Annotated in this window: 18 protein-coding genes and 2 tRNA genes; 7 read left to right on the top strand and 13 right to left on the bottom strand. The window is 37.3% G+C overall.

Annotated elements, in window-relative coordinates:
• Positions 1–30: 30 nt before the first annotated feature.
• Complete coding sequence (locus tag PK943_01175; GenBank protein HRN77824.1) at positions 31–1,143, top strand: hypothetical protein; 1,113 nt, start codon at positions 31–33, stop codon at positions 1,141–1,143.
• 5 nt (positions 1,144–1,148) lie between these two features.
• On the opposite strand, the gene PK943_01170 is transcribed toward PK943_01175, so the two are convergent.
• Positions 1,149–1,589 (bottom strand): RpiB/LacA/LacB family sugar-phosphate isomerase, encoded by a 441-nt coding sequence (locus PK943_01170; protein HRN77823.1) that lies wholly within the window; start codon positions 1,587–1,589, stop codon positions 1,149–1,151.
• On the bottom strand, positions 1,586–2,218 hold the full coding sequence (locus tag PK943_01165) for a hypothetical protein (protein ID HRN77822.1): 633 nt from the start codon (positions 2,216–2,218) through the stop codon (positions 1,586–1,588). Before PK943_01165 ends, PK943_01170 begins: the two co-directional genes overlap by 4 nt.
• Before the next feature lie 93 nt (positions 2,219–2,311).
• Here PK943_01165 and PK943_01160 point away from each other — a divergent pair, with 93 nt between their 5' ends.
• Both PK943_01160 and pgk read left to right on the top strand, forming a co-directional pair.
• Complete coding sequence (locus PK943_01160) at positions 2,312–3,547, top strand: ABC transporter permease (protein HRN77821.1); 1,236 nt, start codon at positions 2,312–2,314, stop codon at positions 3,545–3,547.
• A gap of 3 nt (positions 3,548–3,550) precedes the next feature.
• Positions 3,551–4,708, top strand: a complete 1,158-nt coding sequence (gene pgk, locus PK943_01155; protein ID HRN77820.1) for a phosphoglycerate kinase — start codon at positions 3,551–3,553, stop codon at positions 4,706–4,708.
• Here pgk and PK943_01150 read toward each other — a convergent pair.
• Entirely contained in the window at positions 4,698–5,237 is a 540-nt protein-coding gene (locus tag PK943_01150) for a hypothetical protein (GenBank protein HRN77819.1), read from the bottom strand. The genes pgk and PK943_01150 overlap by 11 nt on opposite strands.
• A gap of 234 nt (positions 5,238–5,471) precedes the next feature.
• On the opposite strand from PK943_01150, the gene PK943_01145 reads away from it, so the two are divergent.
• The gene (locus PK943_01145; protein HRN77818.1) at positions 5,472–6,560 is read left to right on the top strand and encodes a hypothetical protein; all 1,089 of its coding nucleotides are present in this window, start codon (positions 5,472–5,474) and stop codon (positions 6,558–6,560) included.
• A 9-nt stretch (positions 6,561–6,569) separates the two neighbouring features.
• On the opposite strand, the gene dnaA is transcribed toward PK943_01145, so the two are convergent.
• The 3 genes from dnaA to PK943_01130 all read right to left on the bottom strand — a co-directional run bounded on the left by dnaA (position 6,570) and on the right by PK943_01130 (position 10,347).
• Complete coding sequence (gene dnaA / locus PK943_01140) at positions 6,570–7,976, bottom strand: chromosomal replication initiator protein DnaA (protein ID HRN77817.1); 1,407 nt, start codon at positions 7,974–7,976, stop codon at positions 6,570–6,572.
• 84 nt (positions 7,977–8,060) lie between these two features.
• On the bottom strand, positions 8,061–9,164 hold the full coding sequence (locus PK943_01135) for an N-acetylmuramoyl-L-alanine amidase (protein HRN77816.1): 1,104 nt from the start codon (positions 9,162–9,164) through the stop codon (positions 8,061–8,063).
• Positions 9,165–9,303: 139 nt separating this feature from the next.
• Positions 9,304–10,347: a C39 family peptidase gene (locus PK943_01130; GenBank protein HRN77815.1), complete on the bottom strand. Its 1,044-nt coding sequence runs from the start codon at positions 10,345–10,347 to the stop codon at positions 9,304–9,306.
• A 164-nt stretch (positions 10,348–10,511) separates the two neighbouring features.
• On the opposite strand from PK943_01130, the gene PK943_01125 reads away from it, so the two are divergent.
• Positions 10,512–11,762 (top strand): hypothetical protein, encoded by a 1,251-nt coding sequence (locus PK943_01125; protein ID HRN77814.1) that lies wholly within the window; start codon positions 10,512–10,514, stop codon positions 11,760–11,762.
• A 36-nt stretch (positions 11,763–11,798) separates the two neighbouring features.
• Here the strand turns inward: PK943_01125 and PK943_01120 are convergent.
• The 7 genes from PK943_01120 to PK943_01090 form a co-directional block, all read right to left on the bottom strand.
• Positions 11,799–11,875 (bottom strand) — tRNA-Arg (locus PK943_01120).
• A 66-nt stretch (positions 11,876–11,941) separates the two neighbouring features.
• Positions 11,942–12,018 (bottom strand) — tRNA-Arg (locus PK943_01115).
• 60 nt (positions 12,019–12,078) lie between these two features.
• Positions 12,079–12,474 carry a hypothetical protein gene (locus tag PK943_01110; protein HRN77813.1) on the bottom strand — a complete coding sequence of 132 codons (396 nt, stop codon included), beginning with the start codon at positions 12,472–12,474 and terminating at the stop codon, positions 12,079–12,081.
• Between the two features lies 1 nt (position 12,475).
• A complete protein-coding gene (locus tag PK943_01105; GenBank protein ID HRN77812.1) occupies positions 12,476–12,772 on the bottom strand; it encodes a hypothetical protein in 297 nt (98 codons plus the stop codon).
• Between the two features lie 10 nt (positions 12,773–12,782).
• Positions 12,783–13,517, bottom strand: coding sequence for a TlyA family RNA methyltransferase (locus PK943_01100; protein ID HRN77811.1), 735 nt, complete (start codon positions 13,515–13,517; stop codon positions 12,783–12,785).
• A 19-nt stretch (positions 13,518–13,536) separates the two neighbouring features.
• Positions 13,537–14,718: an AAA family ATPase gene (locus PK943_01095; GenBank protein ID HRN77810.1), complete on the bottom strand. Its 1,182-nt coding sequence runs from the start codon at positions 14,716–14,718 to the stop codon at positions 13,537–13,539.
• 187 nt (positions 14,719–14,905) lie between these two features.
• On the bottom strand, positions 14,906–16,576 hold the full coding sequence (locus PK943_01090) for a trypsin-like peptidase domain-containing protein (GenBank protein HRN77809.1): 1,671 nt from the start codon (positions 16,574–16,576) through the stop codon (positions 14,906–14,908).
• Between the two features lie 192 nt (positions 16,577–16,768).
• On the opposite strand from PK943_01090, the gene PK943_01085 reads away from it, so the two are divergent.
• Both PK943_01085 and PK943_01080 read left to right on the top strand, forming a co-directional pair.
• Positions 16,769–18,085 (top strand): glycine--tRNA ligase, encoded by a 1,317-nt coding sequence (locus PK943_01085; protein ID HRN77808.1) that lies wholly within the window; start codon positions 16,769–16,771, stop codon positions 18,083–18,085.
• Positions 18,086–18,111: 26 nt separating this feature from the next.
• Positions 18,112–18,708, top strand: a complete 597-nt coding sequence (locus tag PK943_01080; GenBank protein HRN77807.1) for a YqaA family protein — start codon at positions 18,112–18,114, stop codon at positions 18,706–18,708.
• The last annotated feature ends 20 nt before the right edge of the window (positions 18,709–18,728 follow it).

The raw sequence follows: 18,728 nt of genomic DNA, 5'->3' as shown, positions 1-18,728 counted from the left end.
TGATTTTGATATACCAAAAACTGGAGTACAATGAGTACTAAAAAATATTTTTCTTCTCTGACAAATTTTTTGCCCAAGAATCTGCTTAACAAACAAATTATTTTTATTTTCACTATTTTGGGGTTCACAATAACATATACCATGGAATTGATACTGGAAACGTCCAGCAACGAATCGAATAGATCTTACTCATCATATTCTAGTAGTTCACAATCTTGTGAGTCTATTATTGATTTTAACCAAGACAAGACAGAATCCATTATTGATCTAAATCGATATGATTCACATGTACAATTCGAGTTACTTGAACAAAGAATTAATACCTTACCTGCTTCTATTGCAACAAACATCATAAATTTTAAACTTGCACAATGTGTCCATAATACAAAAAAAGCACAAATTATTATTGAGGACTTGCTGTACGATTTGGATAATTTCAACAATTTGGTGATCACAATTGGTAATTTATTCGATAATTCCGAAACTCAATTAAATGAATTGATATATGATGGCGTTGATATACCAGATTACACCTATGAACGTTTGATTCGTGCTTACATAAAAGCTAAACGTCACCCAGATTCCTTAAATAGATTAATATCTTTAATTCCCCAAACAGTACTAGATTCAGTAAAAACAGACTGTTCATACTATGCTTTTAGTAACCGATATGCATACCATGATATTAAACATATGTTCACCAAATATGGCATTAACGATGAAAAATTATTGTTATTGACACAAAATGGTATCGATGTACCTGATACAAGATATTTGGACCTTATTACATCCTACGATAGACATAATTATTATCCCGCTTCATTCAAAAAATTGCTCAAAATATTACCAAAACATATATTAAACACAGCATTAACTGATGCATCGATGGATTTAATCCCTATACTCATAGAATGCGGAGCGGATACAAAAACTCCTTTGAATAACCATTCCCACGATCGTAAGGCACTTTTAGAATCTTATAATCCTGAGTTAAGCTGGAAAAAACGGTTTATGTTGCAGCTACAAATACAATGTAGCAATAATCATATGGTGCGCAATACAGTGATTTTATTTACCTGCGTTCCTCTGTCTATCTTAGGATTAATAACTACTGGGCTAATACTCCTATTGCATAACACATGAGCAAATCATGGTAGCATATCCAACATATCCACACGTTCTTGGTACCGTCCATTGAGTTCCTGAGCACCTAGCCACGTACGAATCATAGACACTGCTTGCTCACCGGATATGTAATCTGCAGGCAATGCAAGCACATTTGCGTGATCATGTTCTTTTGCTTCACGTGCAAGGTCATCATTCCATACCAATGCTGCATAAATACCTTTAAATCTATTGGCACCCATGGCAACACCAGCACCAGAACCACAAAGCAACACACCCCCTTCAACTTCACCGTCTACAAGTGCTTGAGCAACCGCTTTAGCAAATACAGGATAATCAGAACGTTCATCATTAAATGCACCCACATCGAGCCAGACAATATCATCCGATTGTTCTGTTATGTGTTTTTTGATATATTCTTTGATCGCAAAACCGCGATGATCGGCACCTATTGCTAACTTCATACAACCTCTTGTTCGTTCGTAAGATTATGTACATCCCAAGCTAATGTAGTTTCTTTTTTTATACTACGTAGTACAAGTTTGATTTCACCCACATTGGTTGTTAATAATGGTTGCTCATCTACATCTTGTGCATTAAATTTGACTACATAAGCAACTTTAAATCGATTAAATCGTTTGCCAAAAAAGAGTTGATACTCTTGTGGCAACTCAACCATCTTGACTTCAATTGGAGTAAAAATCTGATCATTAATATGTAATAATAACGTCCACAAACAATTATCTGCTCCCAGTGGTACCTCATATGAGCTCAAGACATAAAAAGAAATATAATGTTTGTTTTCTTCTAACTGCCGACGTAAAAATGCAGAGCTATCTTTACCATGTCGACTACTATATATCTGCGCATATGCAGTACGTACCTCGTCAGATAACCACAACGCATCAAAAATTGCATCTGTTGAAAATTGATCATACATGTAAACCGAGCGCACCTGTTTCTGTACATGAGAAATATCTACATTAACCTGCTCACCTTGATAAAAGCTATTTTGCGCCCATTCAGTAATGCGAGCGCATCCCGGTATAATGGTAAGTATTATCAAGATAGACCCTACATGTATGTATTTCATAATTTAGCCTCTTCTTTTTTTTTACAAAATCTATGCAACAGTAGTATCCTAGAAAAAAGACTGCAAATTTACAAGTACAAAAGGTATATTTTTATGAATCGTCTTAGTTTATTTTTGGCATGGCGTTACCTATGGGGTAGCGCATATGATAGTTCTATCGCTACCATGATGCGCATCTGCTTTTTCAGCATTTTAATTGGCTCTTTTGCCCTCGCACTCGTAAGCGCTGTCATGCACGGGTATGAAAAAGTTATTCACGAAAAAATGCAAGGGATTCATGCACAAGTAACCATTCGTGCCTATGGTGATCAATTACATGTGCCCGCACTAGAAGCTATTATCAAGAACAAATTTACACAAGTAAAAGCATTAAGCCCTGCCAGCATTCAATATGTACTTGTACAACAAGAAGATGGTGATCACATACCAGTTGTTGTCATGCTCAAAGCTATTGACCCTGTGCAGGAAGCACAGGTAAGCACTATTGCACATAAAATCACACCGCAACAAAACATACAGCCCACCCTTGCTAGTTTGATACATGATGAACACGTGGTAATCGGCAATGGCTTAGCACAAGAACTTGGTATTATGATTGGTGATCCTATTCAATTATTGTATGCAGAACATAATCAACCTAAACAACGCAAAGTTACCATGCAAGTACATAATGCCTATGTCAGTGGCACATTCAAAACAGGCATTGATGAATTTGATAATGGCTTAGTGCTTTGCTCATTCGACTTGATGCAACAATTATTCCCTGATGATGGCGTAACGCAACTCAGCTTACGTTTACACCCAGGCATTAATGAGCAAAAAACCATACAACAATTACAAGATGCACTCAAGCTGGAAGTTTATTCATGGAAGGACTTGTATCCAGCTCTTGTATCTGCATTAAAATTAGAGAAATATGCCATGTTTTTAATTCTTGCACTCATTACACTGGTTGCTAGCATGAATATTATTGCCCTATTATTTATGCAGATCACACAAAAACGTCCGGATATTGCAATAATACGAGCAATGGGTGCACCAGCAGAAACAATAACCTATATATTCCTAATTATTGGCATGAGTATCGCGCTTACCGCATCTGCATGTGGCATTGCACTCGCATGGTGCGCAACTCTAGTGCTACAACATTATCCATTCATTGAATTACCTGATGCGTATTACGTCTCGCATCTACCAGCCCAAATGGATTGGCCACTGGTACTGAGTGTTTTTGGTGTTGTACTAAGTATAAGCTTTGTTGCCACCTGGTTAACTGCACGGCGCACACACACCATCAACATTGCACAAGTTCTTAGATTTGAAGGATAAGTAATGAAGTCACATTTGACGAACTGGAACCTTGATAACAAATGTATATTACTCCGTGCTGATTTGAATGTACCATTAAAAAATGGCGCCATACTTGATGATACTCGCTTACGGGCACTACAACCCACTCTTGATTATATTTTAAGTAGAGGTGGCTCTATAGTTTTGGCCACGCATATTGGTCGACCAAAAGATAATGAACCAAAACTTTCAACGCAACACTTACTACCCTGGTTTAAAAAACATAATTATACAATCAACTGGCAACCCAATATAGACACCGTAATAAAACCAGCTCAAGGCACTATCACACTGCTTGAAAATCTCCGCTTTTATCCAGGCGAAAAAAATAATGATGCAACATTTGCACAAAAACTTGCACAATGGGGTGATTTGTATGTTAATGATGCATTTGGCACAATGCATCGAAATGATGCATCCATTACACGTGTTCCAAAATTGTTCGACATACATAAACGTACTGTTGGGTTTTTGGTTGAAAAAGAATTAAAAACACTTCATCAACTACGCAGTAACCCACAACAACCATGTGTATTACTTTTGGGCGGTAGCAAAGCTTCTGACAAAATACCGGTCATTGCAGGGCTGTTAGACAAAATACAAACATTAGTACTGTTACCCGCCATTGTATTTACTTTTATGCGCGCTCTCAACAAACCAGTTGGTAAATCATTAGTTGATGAAGCAAGCATACCAAACTGCAAAGACATTTTGGCGCGCGCACAGCAACAAAATATTACGATAATTATGCCTGTTGATTTTCAAGTAGCACAAGGCACTATTGATGGACCATTATCAATTGTATCAGCTGACAATTTTCCCGATGACGCTGTTGGTATTTCTATTGGGCCACGCACTATTGCCCGCATACAACAAGTTATTACACCAGCAAAAACTATTTTCTTTAATGGAATACCTGGATTTATAGATAGAAAAGAAACACTAGATGGTGTGCGTAAACTATTTGACATACTCGCACATGCACAAGGAGAAACGATTATCAGTGGTGGCGACTCAATCGCAGCTGTTACCATGTTTGACCTTGCTGAAAGAATGGATTACCTTACCACCGGTGGTGGCGCTACACTCACCTATCTGAGTGGTCAATCGTTTCCTGGATTGGAAGTCTTTAAAAAATAGGGCAAAAGCTAAGTAAACTCAACCCATTCAACACCATATCAATATCACAAGCATCACCCGTTTTATACGGCTTTTCATATATAAGTAACCCATGATTATCATGTTTCATATCCCATGCATAATAACCAGGATTTTGCATATGTAGTTCTTGACCAATCATACGCACTATTTCTTCATCTGATTCTTTACTTTTACGTAAACTTGGTCTAATAAAGTCGCGAACTTTTTGGTTGAATAGAGAACCTTGCATATGCGCAGTAAACAAACTTGGGTTTTGCCAAATATCATTATTTGGTGTCGTGTATACTTCTGGACGCCATACACCTGCAACGCCTTTTAAACAATCAAAATCAGGATTATCAATAAAGTACGCCGCTTTTTCTAGATCAAAACAATCAGTATGACATAATTCATGCAAAACAAACTCAGTGATATTTCCTTGATCTTTGAGTGCTAGCATTTTACGTGGTAATTGACTCAGTCTATTGAGCACCGCATGTTGACGTTTAAGTATTTCATTAACAGCCATCTCCTCTCCTTTCTAGTATAATACATTCTCCTCTCTCTCATTGACCATACCTCACCTATTCTTGAACAGCAACAAGGAATTACTTTTGAATTATTTTATCAATCAACACGAAGAAAAAACAAGATCGCACATAAGCCATTAGTTTATCACGTTACAATTTGACTCCACCCAATTTCTCTTTAGAATTATACGGGTGTATCATAATAAAATAATCTCTTTATCATAGAATAATTCATGAAGCAACGTATTAAACTTATTTTTATTACTCTTTGGATTCTTCTTGTTCCAATCGGACTTGATAGTCGTAGCCCATTACGTATTCAAGAATCATGGCTTCCCAAAATCACCGTATGCTGGGCAGACAAACCTAAAAAAACATATACTCTTAAACATGCAAGTTTAGAAGCTTACCCTTTGTTCGAGGTATTTAATAAAGAACACTTCGATACACATAAAATACCTCAAACGGTAATTCCACTACGTTCTAATACCACCGAATCAATTAAATCAGTAGATGGCAGAATATTATCTGATTTACTTGAAGAACTATTAATTGAGATACAAAAGAAAAAAAGACATTTTAAACATTTTAATGTGCTACAACGCAAAAATTGGAACCGCCGGCATCGATCAGGTTTGCTTGTATTGAAATTTAAAGACTATCCTTTTGTCGTAAAGCTATTTTCAGAAAATCCAAAAACATTTGTAAATTATTGGAACAAAGGATTCGAGCCAATTTTTTTTCTCTATATGGGCCATGGCGCAAACAGACATATCAGTGGTCTGACACGCATTAAAAATAAAGAACTCGTAGAACAGCGACTCAGCATGCACCCACATTGGAGCTCTATTGTCCGCATTCCACGCAAGTGGTATTGGCAACCAACCAACAGTCGCTGGATCCAATTGACAGGTACACATTTGAATGACACAGATCAAACACTAACCACCCAATTGCCAAGCATGTATGCTATTATTGCTGATGCAGAAAAAACAGATGATACGTTAGAAGTATCACAAGAACAAAAAAAGCGTATGGTTATGAAACTATGCTCACAGCTAGACCTGACTATAGATCCACATTATGATAATTTTGTTTTCCAGCAAGATGAAAAAACGGGAGATGTCCAAATTGTACTCATTGATACAGAATATTTTCCTATCATTGTAGGTATACGAGACAAAAAAACATTCAAAACATACACTGAATGGTATTTATATTTGACTGGCAAATTTGTGAACGATGCATTTTTTCGTACTAAAGATCAACGAAAATTAGCTCGTTTTGATGCACATAACCTAAAAATTCCGATAACTAGTTAGTGATTATTACTACGCACGAATTCCTGCTTCGATATCTTTTAATTTATAGGCAAAATCTGGGTTATCCTGTATATGTTTCTCTATTTTATGCAAAGCATGCATCACCGTAGCATGATTTCTACCACCCAGAAAATTCCCAATATCACGTAACGATTTATCGGTAAGTTGTTTCATTAAAAACATAGCAACCTGTCGCGCGAATGCTAATTCTTTATTCCTGCTTTTCGATCTAAAATCTTTTAAAGTAAATGAGTAATACTTACTCATACCAGTAATAATACGATCAAAATCAACCAACTGGTCAACCTGTGCATGTGCATGTGCAAGCACACGTTGTGCAAGCTCTAATGTCACTGCTTTATTGGTCAATGAAGCAAATGCCATTACCCGAATAAGTGCGCCCTCTAATTCACGAATATTAGATGTCACGCGTGATGCAATAAAGTGAGCAACTTCATCAGAAAGTATGCTATTACTCAATTCTGCCTTCTTTTTGAGAATTGCTATTTTTGTTTCTAAGCGCGGGACATGAATATCGGTCACCAAGCCCCAAGCCAATCGTGAGCGCAATCGTTCTGCAATACCAGACATGTTATTTGGTATCACATCACTTGAAAACACAATCTGTTTGTGGGCTTCATACAGCACATTAAAAATATGAAAAAATGCTTCCTGCGTTTGCTCTTTATTAGCAATAAATTGAATATCATCAATCAACAATACATCAACTACCTGATACTTTTGTTGAAATTTATGTATTTTATTAAAGCGAATTGCATTAATAAATTCATTCACAAAACGATCTGCCGTTTGATACAAGATAACCGCTTTCTTGTCTTTTTCTTTAATTTCATTGCCAATGGCATGCAACAAATGCGTTTTGCCCAATCCTGATCCACCATAAATAAATAATGGATTATATAAACGCCCTGGTTTTTCGGTAACAGCATGTGCAGCTGCATAAGACAATGAATTACTTGGCCCAACCACAAACGTATCAAATGAATAAGTACGATTAATATTACCACAATGGTTGACAAGCGAAGACTTGACCAATGCAGTCATTTTCTTTTCAACAGGCACCATATTAATATCATCATCAAATTGTACTACGGCAGCAGCTCGGTACTGCGGGTCTTCAGAAGCACCCGAAACCTTTGTATCTTTTTGCTCTTCGGTAAATACAACCATAAGATCAGTGACATGCAACAAACGTCCTAAATGCGTATGCAATAATGGCATATAATTTGTTTGAATCCATTTTTGCACAAATGTATTCGGCGCCTTGAGATATACCACCTTTTCAATGGTATCCCACCGCGCCAACGTCACCGCTTTAAACCATGTTTCCACTACACGACTTCCGGCTTCTTCTCGTGCTATGGTTAAAAATTGTTCCCAAATATTTGATATCACAAACTGATTAGTTTAAAAGGATTGTAATAGAACCACCATTAATGTAGCATATATGTCTTATACGCGCAAAGATATACTATTATTTTATCCGTGTAAATAATCGCATATTCCTTTGCATAACCCTTGTGCCAACTGCTGCGTATACATATTGTTTTTCAATCGCATGGATTCTTTTTTATTTGATAAAAATCCGACTTCTACCAAAATTGCTGGCATATGTGCACCAAGCAACACTTGTGGTACAGCATATTTGATCGAGCGATCATGTATAGGAACTTGCTTGCTGACCGTATTAATTACATTTTTATGCACTAATTGAGCTAGCTGATGGCTCGCATTATATCTAGTTAAAAAAATATTTTGTATCAGTAATGCATTTGCTGAATCAAAAAAAATTTGTTGTGGCTGTAGCAGATACGGCTGTATGCAAAACGTTTCAATACCCTCTACCGCCTCATTACTCGCATAATTTGCATGAATAGAAACAAGTAACTGAGCATCAGTAGCATTGGCAAGGGTCGTGCGTTCATCAAGCTGAGATGTACAATCAGTAATGCGCGTCATGACCACACTGATACCTTGTTTGCGTAAAAGTTGTGCTAATTTTTTACCAATAGTAAGTGTTACGTCTTTTTCTTTAAGCCCAAAGCAGCATGTCCCCGTATCCGTTCCACCATGCCCTACATCTATAACCACTTTTTTTTTACCTACATTCAGCGACGTTGTTTGCAAAATCGGGCGCTCAACTTTATTGAGGGTATCAAGTACTGCTTGGTTAAAAAAATGAATCACTAAACCTGGCTGCATACTAATTGACTGGAATGTATCATACGAAATTGCTACAACAGATGGTTTATACGACACAGTTATATCAACACCCTTTTTATTCTGTTGAGCCTGTATATTATACCCAATAGCATTATTTTGAATCAGTTTACGTAGTAACTGATTATCAATATAGGTATCCTCAAAATGAAAAACTAATTTTTGTATCCCTTGCATTGCCTGCGTATTATCCACTCTTACTTGTGGTTTGTGCGTAAAATAGAGCGCAATTTTGGCAAGTTCAACATGTACACTTTGCTCATTCCCTTTGTGATAAAAAACTTTGTTAATTTGATTGTGTTTTGCAGCAACACAAGTTATCATACTCATACTACACACAATAAATAATAATCTATTTATCATTTTCCACCCCTTTACTGATTGCGCATCTATTGCTTCTACCATTATTGTATCAATTCAAATTTCAAATAGTCAACAATACCTATGGCTTGACTTGAAATTAAGCTTTTTTATTGCACCTATTTTGTTTTCAGTTATTCAACTATGCCTCACGTAGGGGCTCAGTCCAATATACTAGCCGATGCGAACGTTCCCATGCAGGTAAAAAGCTCTTGATTGAATATTTTTTCAAGGTATCATCAGGAGATTCATGCGCTGGATCATGACAAATAACCGAACGAGTCTTTGCATCCCAGCCCACTACGACAAGTAAATGTCCATTCTCATATACTTTGGGAGCTCCCTCTAATTCACCACGCACACTAACTACAATAGGAATGCCACGCTTTAACTGACGATATAACTCAGCAAAACTATTCAAGCGACGGGTAAAAATATACGCCTTGTCAACACAATGCTCAAATGTATGCGCCACATTAAATGGCCAACTACCAAAAATATCCAGACCTTGATCAAAAACACGATCTGCAAATTGTACCGGGTCAATCTGTTCACCAAGTATAAAACTAGTCAGCATAGAACAAGATGTTGGCGAGCAAATGCGATGCGCATCAGGGTGATCCAAAGCAAATTGCGCTATTTTTGGCACCATACGCACATGAACTGAGGGTAACCCTGCACAATCAAATGATTCTGGCTTAAATTTTTTATAATCAGCTAGAGATACGGTTACACTTTTAAGTAATGAAAGATCTGCACCATTTTTTGCACCAACTTTTATGCGAAATGCATCAGTTGGTTTATTACGCTCTACTTCCAAACGTACATGCCTATATTGCGTATGGCCATCCGATTGTGTAAGGTACGATTTTTGTATGCGTGCACCCCAATCAATCATGTGATGCCACTTGCCCCATCGCTTGGTACGAGCATCGCGTGCTTGTACAAAAAATGAAAAATATCCACTAGTAGGTCGTATTGCATTCCAAGAAAAAATTAATTGAGAAAATGATGGAATATCCTTCTTTGCAAATAATAGCTCTTTTTTCTCACTACTTTGTGTCAACTCTTGAAAGCCAAATGCTTTACGGTACACCCATGCCCATTGTTTATCAATATGCACATCCTGCGCTTGTATTGGAAAAAATACTATGCATATAAGAGTAATTATATTAATTTTGTTCATGTTACTTCTCCTCACCTCACCCTAATCCACTCTATATTATAATACTATTTGTAATATCAACTACTCAAGGGTTTCAAGATGAAATGATTAATTATCTCTTTTCACACCATACCGCAATACTGCATACTAAATTAGAGAATCAGCATAACTGATAAGGAAAAGCTATGGTACATATAAAAAAACATTTTACATTATTACTTCTGTGTCTTTTGTTACCTTGCATATCTGATGCAACACATAAAGCAATTACTATTGTACCTGTTGCAGACCTTGTCGGCCAGCCCATGCAACAATGGTATGCAAATCAGTCCATTCATCAGTCATACGCCACCCTACCTCTATGCGGTGCCGGAACTGCTGCACAAGCAGGCCGCGTATGTCCGCGCATTCATCAATTACTATTCAATGAGATGGTTGAAGTAATAGCTGAACACGGTGAAGAAGTACATATTCGGGTACCACAAGTATTTTATTGCACACAAGCAAGCAATGTAAAACATAATACTTTCTGGACCGCAAAAAAAAATCTACTTTCTGTACATACGCTACAACAACACCAAGTAGATATGCGCTTATTCCCCCAACCTGTTGTCGCAAAGACAACGTATCGCGCTATACCACAACACATAGCAATTCTTGTCGAGCCATACACGGATCCAAAAACAAAATTGACATTCTCTGTAGGCACGCGATTTGTATATGACCCAGATACAATAACACACAAAAAGATTGGATTATATATATTCCATCCAGATACCTATACTATGGTCTTAACATATGTTGCACGAGAAAAATGTGTATTACCAAGCACATCACATCAAGAACAGAAAGATAATTTTGTAGCAACACTCAAAAAATGGGCCCATCCTGACAAACATGCAATACCTTATGTATGGGGAGGGTGCAGCTTTACGACTACACACCAAACACAGAATTTTTTAAAAAAAACATGTACCTTACCACATAATAACACCGGTACTTATTATGCAATTCCACATAACGTACAACAAACAAAAACCGGATTTGACTGTGCAGGTTTAATCGCGCGAGCAGCACAGCTAAATGGACTCCCATACTTTTGTAAAAATACAATGACCGCACTCAAGACACTGCAACCTCTACAACCAAATGACCGCATACAACCTGGTGATATTATCTATATCCCTGGACACGTAATAGTAATCAGTGATATAGAAAAAAATCTAATTATTGAAGCTCGTGGCTATGATCACGGCTATGGTAAAACGCAGGAAATCCCTTTATGTGAAGAATTTAAAGATATGTATTCATTGGCAGATTTACAAAATGCATATCATGCAAAAAAAACAATACATCGCCTTAATAAAAATGGCGATGTAGTACAAAAAATTACTAATTTAGTGATACTAAAATTAGACTCGATTTGGTCTGTGTAAATACTGGTTTTGCCAGTCATTTCTGTAGGAAATGACTGGTGCGCTTGACAGGAATTGAACCTGCGGCCTACAGATTAGGAATCTGTCGCTCTATCCGACTGAGCTACAAGCGCTAATGAAAATTATTAAAGAAATTATTCATTTTGAATGGCCTGCCAGTCATTTCTAGAGGAAATGACTGGTGCGCCTGGCAGGACTCGAACCTGCAACCAACGGTTTCGAAGACCGCTACTCTATCCTGTTGAGCTACAGGCGCACATGCATAAAATGTAGCACAAATACCCTTAAAAACCAAGTATTCTGCTAGTACTTTTAATTATTCGATGTGTAGGATTTCACAAGATTTCTTCACCATCTTGTACATATTGTATTCAGTATAGTATGAACCCCCATACTTAGATGACTGCACTACAAATATATAGTGGTTGCGCGCGATTACCTTGCCCCATACCCACTTAGTATGTTTTTGATCGGAGTCTGAGATGGTAACTACTGGTACAACCACATATTCATTAATGTGTGGTATAACTCCCAAACTTGCATAGCTTACCAATTGCTTATTGCATGGCACAGAAACCTGCGCACCTATTTTTTTACCTTTTTCTAATTCATCAAGTTCTGATTGAGTATTTGTGATCGCCATATCATATATGTCATCTGCCAAACATCCCATACAATTCAATAAACAAAATAGCGTGATCGATATGCGCATATTATTCCTTTTTTTGTATATCCAGGGTATATATAGCACTCAGTAAAAATGCAGCTCCCTGTATGCCTGCGCGTGTAGATTTACACGCCACTACACACATATCATTATATACAGAATGAACCTGCCCCCAAACAAAATTCCCTTCCAGTTTGACTATGACATGCTCATCTTGTTCTGGTATACGCTGCAACAATTGCACAGAGGATATATATGCACTATCAACTAGTTGACCTATATTACATTGCGCCATAGGATGCATGTGCAATACAATAAAAACCAACCATACAAAACGTTTCACCTACCATCCCTTAATTTTTTCTGAAATATGCAAGAAATTCTTTATTACCTGATCCACCAAGAATGGGTGATTCTATCACGCCAATACAATTAAACCCATGTGCAATAATTCCTTGCGTTACACGCTCAACTACCTCTTGATGTATCTTACTATCTTTAATAATACCACCACGCCCAACGTCTTCTTTTCGTGCTTCAAATTGCGGTTTGATCAGCACAAGCAATTGCCCCTGAGGTGCAATAACTTTATTAACAGCATCCATAACTTTAAGCACAGAAATAAATGATAAATCGAGTGTCACTAAATCAATCGAATCACCAAGGTCAGGCAATTCACGTAAATTAATACGTTCCATAACTACAACACGTGGATCAACTCTGATTTTTTCATGAACTTGGCCATACCCAACATCAACACCATATACCTTTTGTATACCACGCTGTAACAAACAATCAGTAAACCCACCAGTAGACAATCCTGCATCAAGTGCTACCAAACCAGTCACATCAATCCCAAAGTGATCAAGCACCTTTTCAAGCTTAAAACCCGCACGACTAACAAACTTTGGTTCTTCGGCATGACATACAATTGTTACATCAGATGCTAGCATAGTACCAGGTTTATCAATTTTTTTACCATCAACAAATACTTTACCTTGCATAATCCAGCTTTGTATTTGTTGCTTACTGTACTGTGGATAGAGCTCATGCACCAAGTGATCAAGGCGCTTTTTTTCTTTTGCCATATGGTACCAACTCATCTCATCATAATATGGTAGAATATCTTCTGCATAAATCTCTCGTAATTACAATTGGTTTATCTGTATCGCTTTTTCCACGATAATCTTGCTGACGAATATGCTCTACCAACTGCGTTAATTCCTTGTCCGCAAGTTTGATCCCCACACAATATCGATTAACTATCTTAGTAAAAATCTTGTCATTTTCACAACGCGCATTAAGATCCGCTAATAAACAGCGTGCCATTTGTTTTCTGTTATTTGCTGCATACCACAGCGATTTTTCTGTAATTACAAGATTATGTCTAGCATGAACTGATTGAATTCGAGAACTATCGCCACATTCATTCGTCATTTGAATTGTTTTATCTACAAATTCCTTTATTTTTTTTGGCGTAAGCTCGGATTTATGCATTATCTTTCGCAATACATCCACTGCATGTTCATCTGCAAATGTAACGTTATGGTCTGCAAACATAATTTGTGCTATTTCAACACGTTGCTCAGCACAAGGTATCTCTAACTCAATATGCCAAGCTTTAACTGGTAATAAATATGATTTATGATCGCTTATTCCAATAAGTATATTCCGTTCACATCCCGCTCTCAATATAGCTACACCCTGTTTTATCATCTCAAAATTTAATTTCTTATTAAAATATCGAGCGCTTCCTGATGATAATACGTGCATATGATCTATAATCAACGCTACATTTTCCTGTTGAGCATGCTGCTCAAATACATTACTTATTGATTTGCTTGTTTCTTCTGGATTCTTACCAACTAAACTATATGAAGAAACTAATACCTCTTGCAACCCTAATTTATATGCTATAGCACGAGCTAATGTATATCTACCCATACCTCCATAAAAAGAACCTATCATTATTGTATTATATTTTTTTACTTTACGTTCTATCGCATCTACTTGAGAGAAATATTTTAAAGCACATGTAAAATGTGGTATCAACTGATTATGTTCTACAATAGACTGCTGATCTGGTGTATTTTCTATATGAGAATCTAATGTCTGGGCACATTCGGAAGGCATTATAATCCTATCTTGCACAGAAGATGTTTTAGATGATTCTTCATCCGAGGAAGTAGGATCTGCTACATCCTCATCTTCAATGGCAACAAAGTTATTTACATCTTCGACTTCAACACCTACAAAGTCTTCTACACTTTCAATTAGACCATCAATCATTTCATCACTTTGTCGATGAAAAAAACTAAATATATTCCAAAATCCTCTCGATGATCTATCGTTTGGAGATTGCCCCATTGAGTAAGAATACAACGGAAATGATACCAAGAATGTTATTGATAATAACCTTTGCAAACACATAAATAGTTAATCCTACGTATTATTTTGGAAGCCATAATTCTTCAATCTATGCAGTCTTTGTCGCTTTCTGCAATGCTTTATTCGCTTGTGCAGCAGCAAGCAATTCTTTGGTTGTATTTGTCATTGGATAGCGATAATCATGTGCAAGTTTTGGTTCTTGTTCAATCAACTTATCCCATTCAAGCGCAACAATAACATTTTCTGATCTGCGCGCAACATTGTCTGATAAACGCATGGTAAAGAACTTGTTATCGCCTTTTTGTTGCAATGCATTTCTGAACTCATGCAAATTGCTTACTTTAATACCATTCACTTCATGAATAGTTGAACCAACGGCAACAGCGCGTGAGCGATACAAATGCGAACTTGGGAAAATATGTGTAATAATCAATGTTGGTTCATTGCGATTTTTCATGTCCATATATTTTGCAAGGCCAGGCGCATGACTACCAAGTAATTGTAAATGATTAATCGTGAGTGGTGTAATTACCATACCACCAAATACTTCATAATCTAATTCTTCATATCCTGGATAAAACTCAGATACGCCTTGTGATTCAGCTTGCTCAAAGATAGCTTTTAATTCTTTGCGTTCACCATTGCGGTACACAACAAGCTTAATTTCTTCCCCGATAGATATGCGTGATACATAGTCAATTAATGAAACTTTATCTTCTGACCATGGCACACGCATCTCCCCAAAAATATCAAGTCTATGATTATTAATCTCATACAACATATCACCACGCTTGACCCCAGCTTTGTCGAGCGTACTGTTGGAAACTACCTCAACAATATATGCACCACCTGGTGCCGGATTACCCAAATATTCGGTCAATGCATCAGTTGCATTATTAAATACTATGCCAAGGAATGGTTTGCGTAATAACTTAACTTTATACAAATCAGGCAAGATAATTTCCAGCTGACTGATAGGAATTGCATACCCTACGTTTTGTGCTCCAGGAATATTTGCATTATTTACTCCAACAACTTCACCTTGCGTATTGAGCAGTGGACCTCCAGAGTTACCTGGATTAATTGGCGCACTGGTCTGAATCCAACGATGCTCAAACCCGCTTACTACACCGGTTGTACTTTTGAGCGATTGCTGACCCAATGGGTACCCGAGCGCAAGAACTTCATCTGAGCGTAATACTTTGTCAGAATCCCCAATTTTCAAATAAGGCACTGTACCTAATTCATCTTTAATTTGTTGTAAACTATCCGGAGTCAGACGTAATAACGCAAGGTCCCGCTCAGGGCTTACACCGAGCACTTCAACATCAAGTACTCGTTTGCCCAATGCTGGAATTTGAATCCAAATGGCACTTGCTTGATCAATTACATGCGCATTGGTAATAATGTCCCCATCAGCATTAATAAAGAAACCACTACCCGATGAAGTTCCCTGTTTTGGTGTTTTGTAGGGCTGCAATAAATCAAGTTCTGCAATTTGTGAAAAAATTTGTACAACAGTATTTTCTACCTTCTCCTGAATTGGACGCCATAGTTGTGAACTAGTCACCACACGTTCAACCACATTTTGCTCAGGAGTCGGCACATCAATAGCAACCCGCATTACATCATCATATATCTGCGCGCTTGCTTGTTCGATTCTTTGTTGTCGCTTATATAATAAATAACCAAACAAAAATAAAATAACTATTGTCAGAAAAAGAAAAATATATGAAATGAGTATATGACGATTTTTCATGCAATCTCCCTTGCTATTTGTAAACATGAGTAAGTCAATAGGTTTCTAGTGTACCCTAAATACACAGAAAGGCCAGCCTACACCACAGCTGTAATTGACAAACTAATTGCTTGAAGTCTCTACCATCTACTTTTAAAAGTGCTCATTCCACGGTATACTAATCACAAATATAAAGCTTAAGGAGCATATTTCATGAGTTCTCAAACAAGCCCAGTTACCTTAGAAAAACTTGTTGCACTCTGCAAACGCCGCGGGTTCATTTACCAGTCTGCAGAAATTTATGGCGGCCTAAACGGCGTATATGATGCCGGACATTTGGGCGCACTCATGAAGCAAAACATTCGTAACGCATGGCGTTCTGCCATATCAAGCAACCATCTTGATGTAGTATTTTTAGAAGGTGCGCTTCTTGGCCCACAAGCAATGTGGGAGGCATCTGGACATTTAGAAGGATTCCATGATCCAATGGTAGATTGCATGCAATGTAAGCATCGCTATCGTGCCGATCATATCGATTTGAATAAAGCGTGCCCACATTGTGGTAAAAAAGCATGGACCGATGTGCGACAATTCAACATGATGTTTAAAACAGATGTTGGTGCCGCTGCAGAAAATGCTACCACTGCCTATTTGCGTCCTGAAACAGCACAATCTATTTTTGTAAATTTTAAAAACGTCCTTTCAACCAATCGTGTTAAAGTTCCATTTGGTATTGCTCAAATTGGCAAAGCATTCCGTAATGAAATTACACCAAAACAATTCCTATTTCGTATGCGTGAATTCGAACAAATGGAATTAGAATGGTTCTGTAAACCAGAAGATACTGATAAATTCTTCACCTTCTGGACTGAACACCGCGAAAAATTTTATACCACTATTGGTATCAATCCAAGTAAAATTCGCTTGCGGCCACATGGCGCTGATGAGCTTGCACACTACTCAACTAAGTGCGTTGACGTAGAATATGAGTTTCCATTTGGTTGGAAAGAATTGGAAGGTATTGCAGACCGTGGTAATTATGATTTACGCCGACACATGGAATATTCCGGTAAGGATCTGCGTGTATATGATGATGAAACTAAAGAATCATACATTCCACATGTAGTAGAATGCTCAGTAGGTACCGACCGATTGTTCCTTACCTTATTATTCGATGCATATTCAGAAGACATAGTCGAAGGCGAAGAACGTATTGTGCTCAAACTTAATCCAAAAATTGCACCAGTCAAAGCAGCATTCTTCCCACTCAGCAAAAAACTCAACGATCAAACACTAGCCATTTATCATGATATTAAAAAGAAATTAGGTCTTGAACTCATATTTGATGACAGTGGTTCAATTGGCAAACGCTATCGCCGTCAAGATGAAATAGGTACACCAGTATGCTTTACCTATGACTTTGATAGTGAAACTGATAACAGTGTTACGGCACGTAATCGTGATACAACCAAACAAGAACGTATTGCAATTGACAACATTGTACCGTATCTTAAAGATCTCTTAATTTAGTTTTTCTTTATTTTAAAGGAGATCTTGTGTTTGGATTCATGCGAGACCTATATGATTGGATGGGTTCATATGTGTATAAACCTTATGCAGATTTTATGCTTGGGTTTCTTTTCTATTTAGAAGCAATCTTTTTTTTGCCTACTGACCCCATGCTCATCGTATACTGCATCAAGCGGCGTGAACGATCATTTTATTATGCAACAATTGCAACAGCAGCATCTGTTTTAGGTGGTATCACCGGGTATTTTATTGGGTACTTTTTGTGGGATATGGCAGGAGAACAAATAATCCACAATAGATTTGTTAGCCATATTCTTTCTCCTGAAAATTTTGCAACAATTTCTGCATGGTATAAAAAATATGAAGTCTGGGCAATTTTGGCAGCAGGATTTACGCCAATACCATATAAAGCCGCAACCCTGACTGCAGGATTTTTTAAGTTATCACTGATTCCATTTATTATATGCTCTATTATTGCACGAGGCGCTCGCTTCTTTCTGTATGCCATCATCATTTTTATATATGGTGAACACATTCAAAAATCAATCGATACTTATTTTAATACTGTCATGACTTGTATGCTCGTCATGATTATTGGTACCATATGGTTGTTTACTCATTAAAAACATGTAGATGTTTTAAG

It is taken from the genome of Candidatus Dependentiae bacterium (assembly GCA_035445995.1).
Classification (GTDB): domain Bacteria; phylum Babelota; class Babeliae; order Babelales; family Vermiphilaceae; genus DAOMRS01.
This window is presented reverse-complemented; position numbering and strand designations above follow the sequence as displayed.

What these genes read in the sequence shown, in the direction of transcription:
- PK943_01175 (HRN77824.1), top strand. Translation starts at nt 31, where the DNA reads ATGAGTACTAAAAAATATTTTTCTTCTCTGACAAATTTTTTGCCCAAG.
- PK943_01170 (HRN77823.1), bottom strand. Translation starts at nt 1,589, where the DNA reads ATGAAGTTAGCAATAGGTGCCGATCATCGCGGTTTTGCGATCAAAGAA.
- PK943_01165 (HRN77822.1), bottom strand. Translation starts at nt 2,218, where the DNA reads ATGAAATACATACATGTAGGGTCTATCTTGATAATACTTACCATTATA.
- PK943_01160 (HRN77821.1), top strand. Translation starts at nt 2,312, where the DNA reads ATGAATCGTCTTAGTTTATTTTTGGCATGGCGTTACCTATGGGGTAGC.
- pgk (HRN77820.1), top strand. Translation starts at nt 3,551, where the DNA reads ATGAAGTCACATTTGACGAACTGGAACCTTGATAACAAATGTATATTA.
- PK943_01150 (HRN77819.1), bottom strand. Translation starts at nt 5,237, where the DNA reads ATGGCTGTTAATGAAATACTTAAACGTCAACATGCGGTGCTCAATAGA.
- PK943_01145 (HRN77818.1), top strand. Translation starts at nt 5,472, where the DNA reads ATGAAGCAACGTATTAAACTTATTTTTATTACTCTTTGGATTCTTCTT.
- PK943_01135 (HRN77816.1), bottom strand. Translation starts at nt 9,164, where the DNA reads ATGATAAATAGATTATTATTTATTGTGTGTAGTATGAGTATGATAACT.
- PK943_01130 (HRN77815.1), bottom strand. Translation starts at nt 10,347, where the DNA reads ATGAACAAAATTAATATAATTACTCTTATATGCATAGTATTTTTTCCA.
- PK943_01125 (HRN77814.1), top strand. Translation starts at nt 10,512, where the DNA reads ATGGTACATATAAAAAAACATTTTACATTATTACTTCTGTGTCTTTTG.
- PK943_01110 (HRN77813.1), bottom strand. Translation starts at nt 12,474, where the DNA reads ATGCGCATATCGATCACGCTATTTTGTTTATTGAATTGTATGGGATGT.
- PK943_01100 (HRN77811.1), bottom strand. Translation starts at nt 13,517, where the DNA reads ATGGCAAAAGAAAAAAAGCGCCTTGATCACTTGGTGCATGAGCTCTAT.
- PK943_01095 (HRN77810.1), bottom strand. Translation starts at nt 14,718, where the DNA reads ATGATTGATGGTCTAATTGAAAGTGTAGAAGACTTTGTAGGTGTTGAA.
- PK943_01090 (HRN77809.1), bottom strand. Translation starts at nt 16,576, where the DNA reads ATGAAAAATCGTCATATACTCATTTCATATATTTTTCTTTTTCTGACA.
- PK943_01085 (HRN77808.1), top strand. Translation starts at nt 16,769, where the DNA reads ATGAGTTCTCAAACAAGCCCAGTTACCTTAGAAAAACTTGTTGCACTC.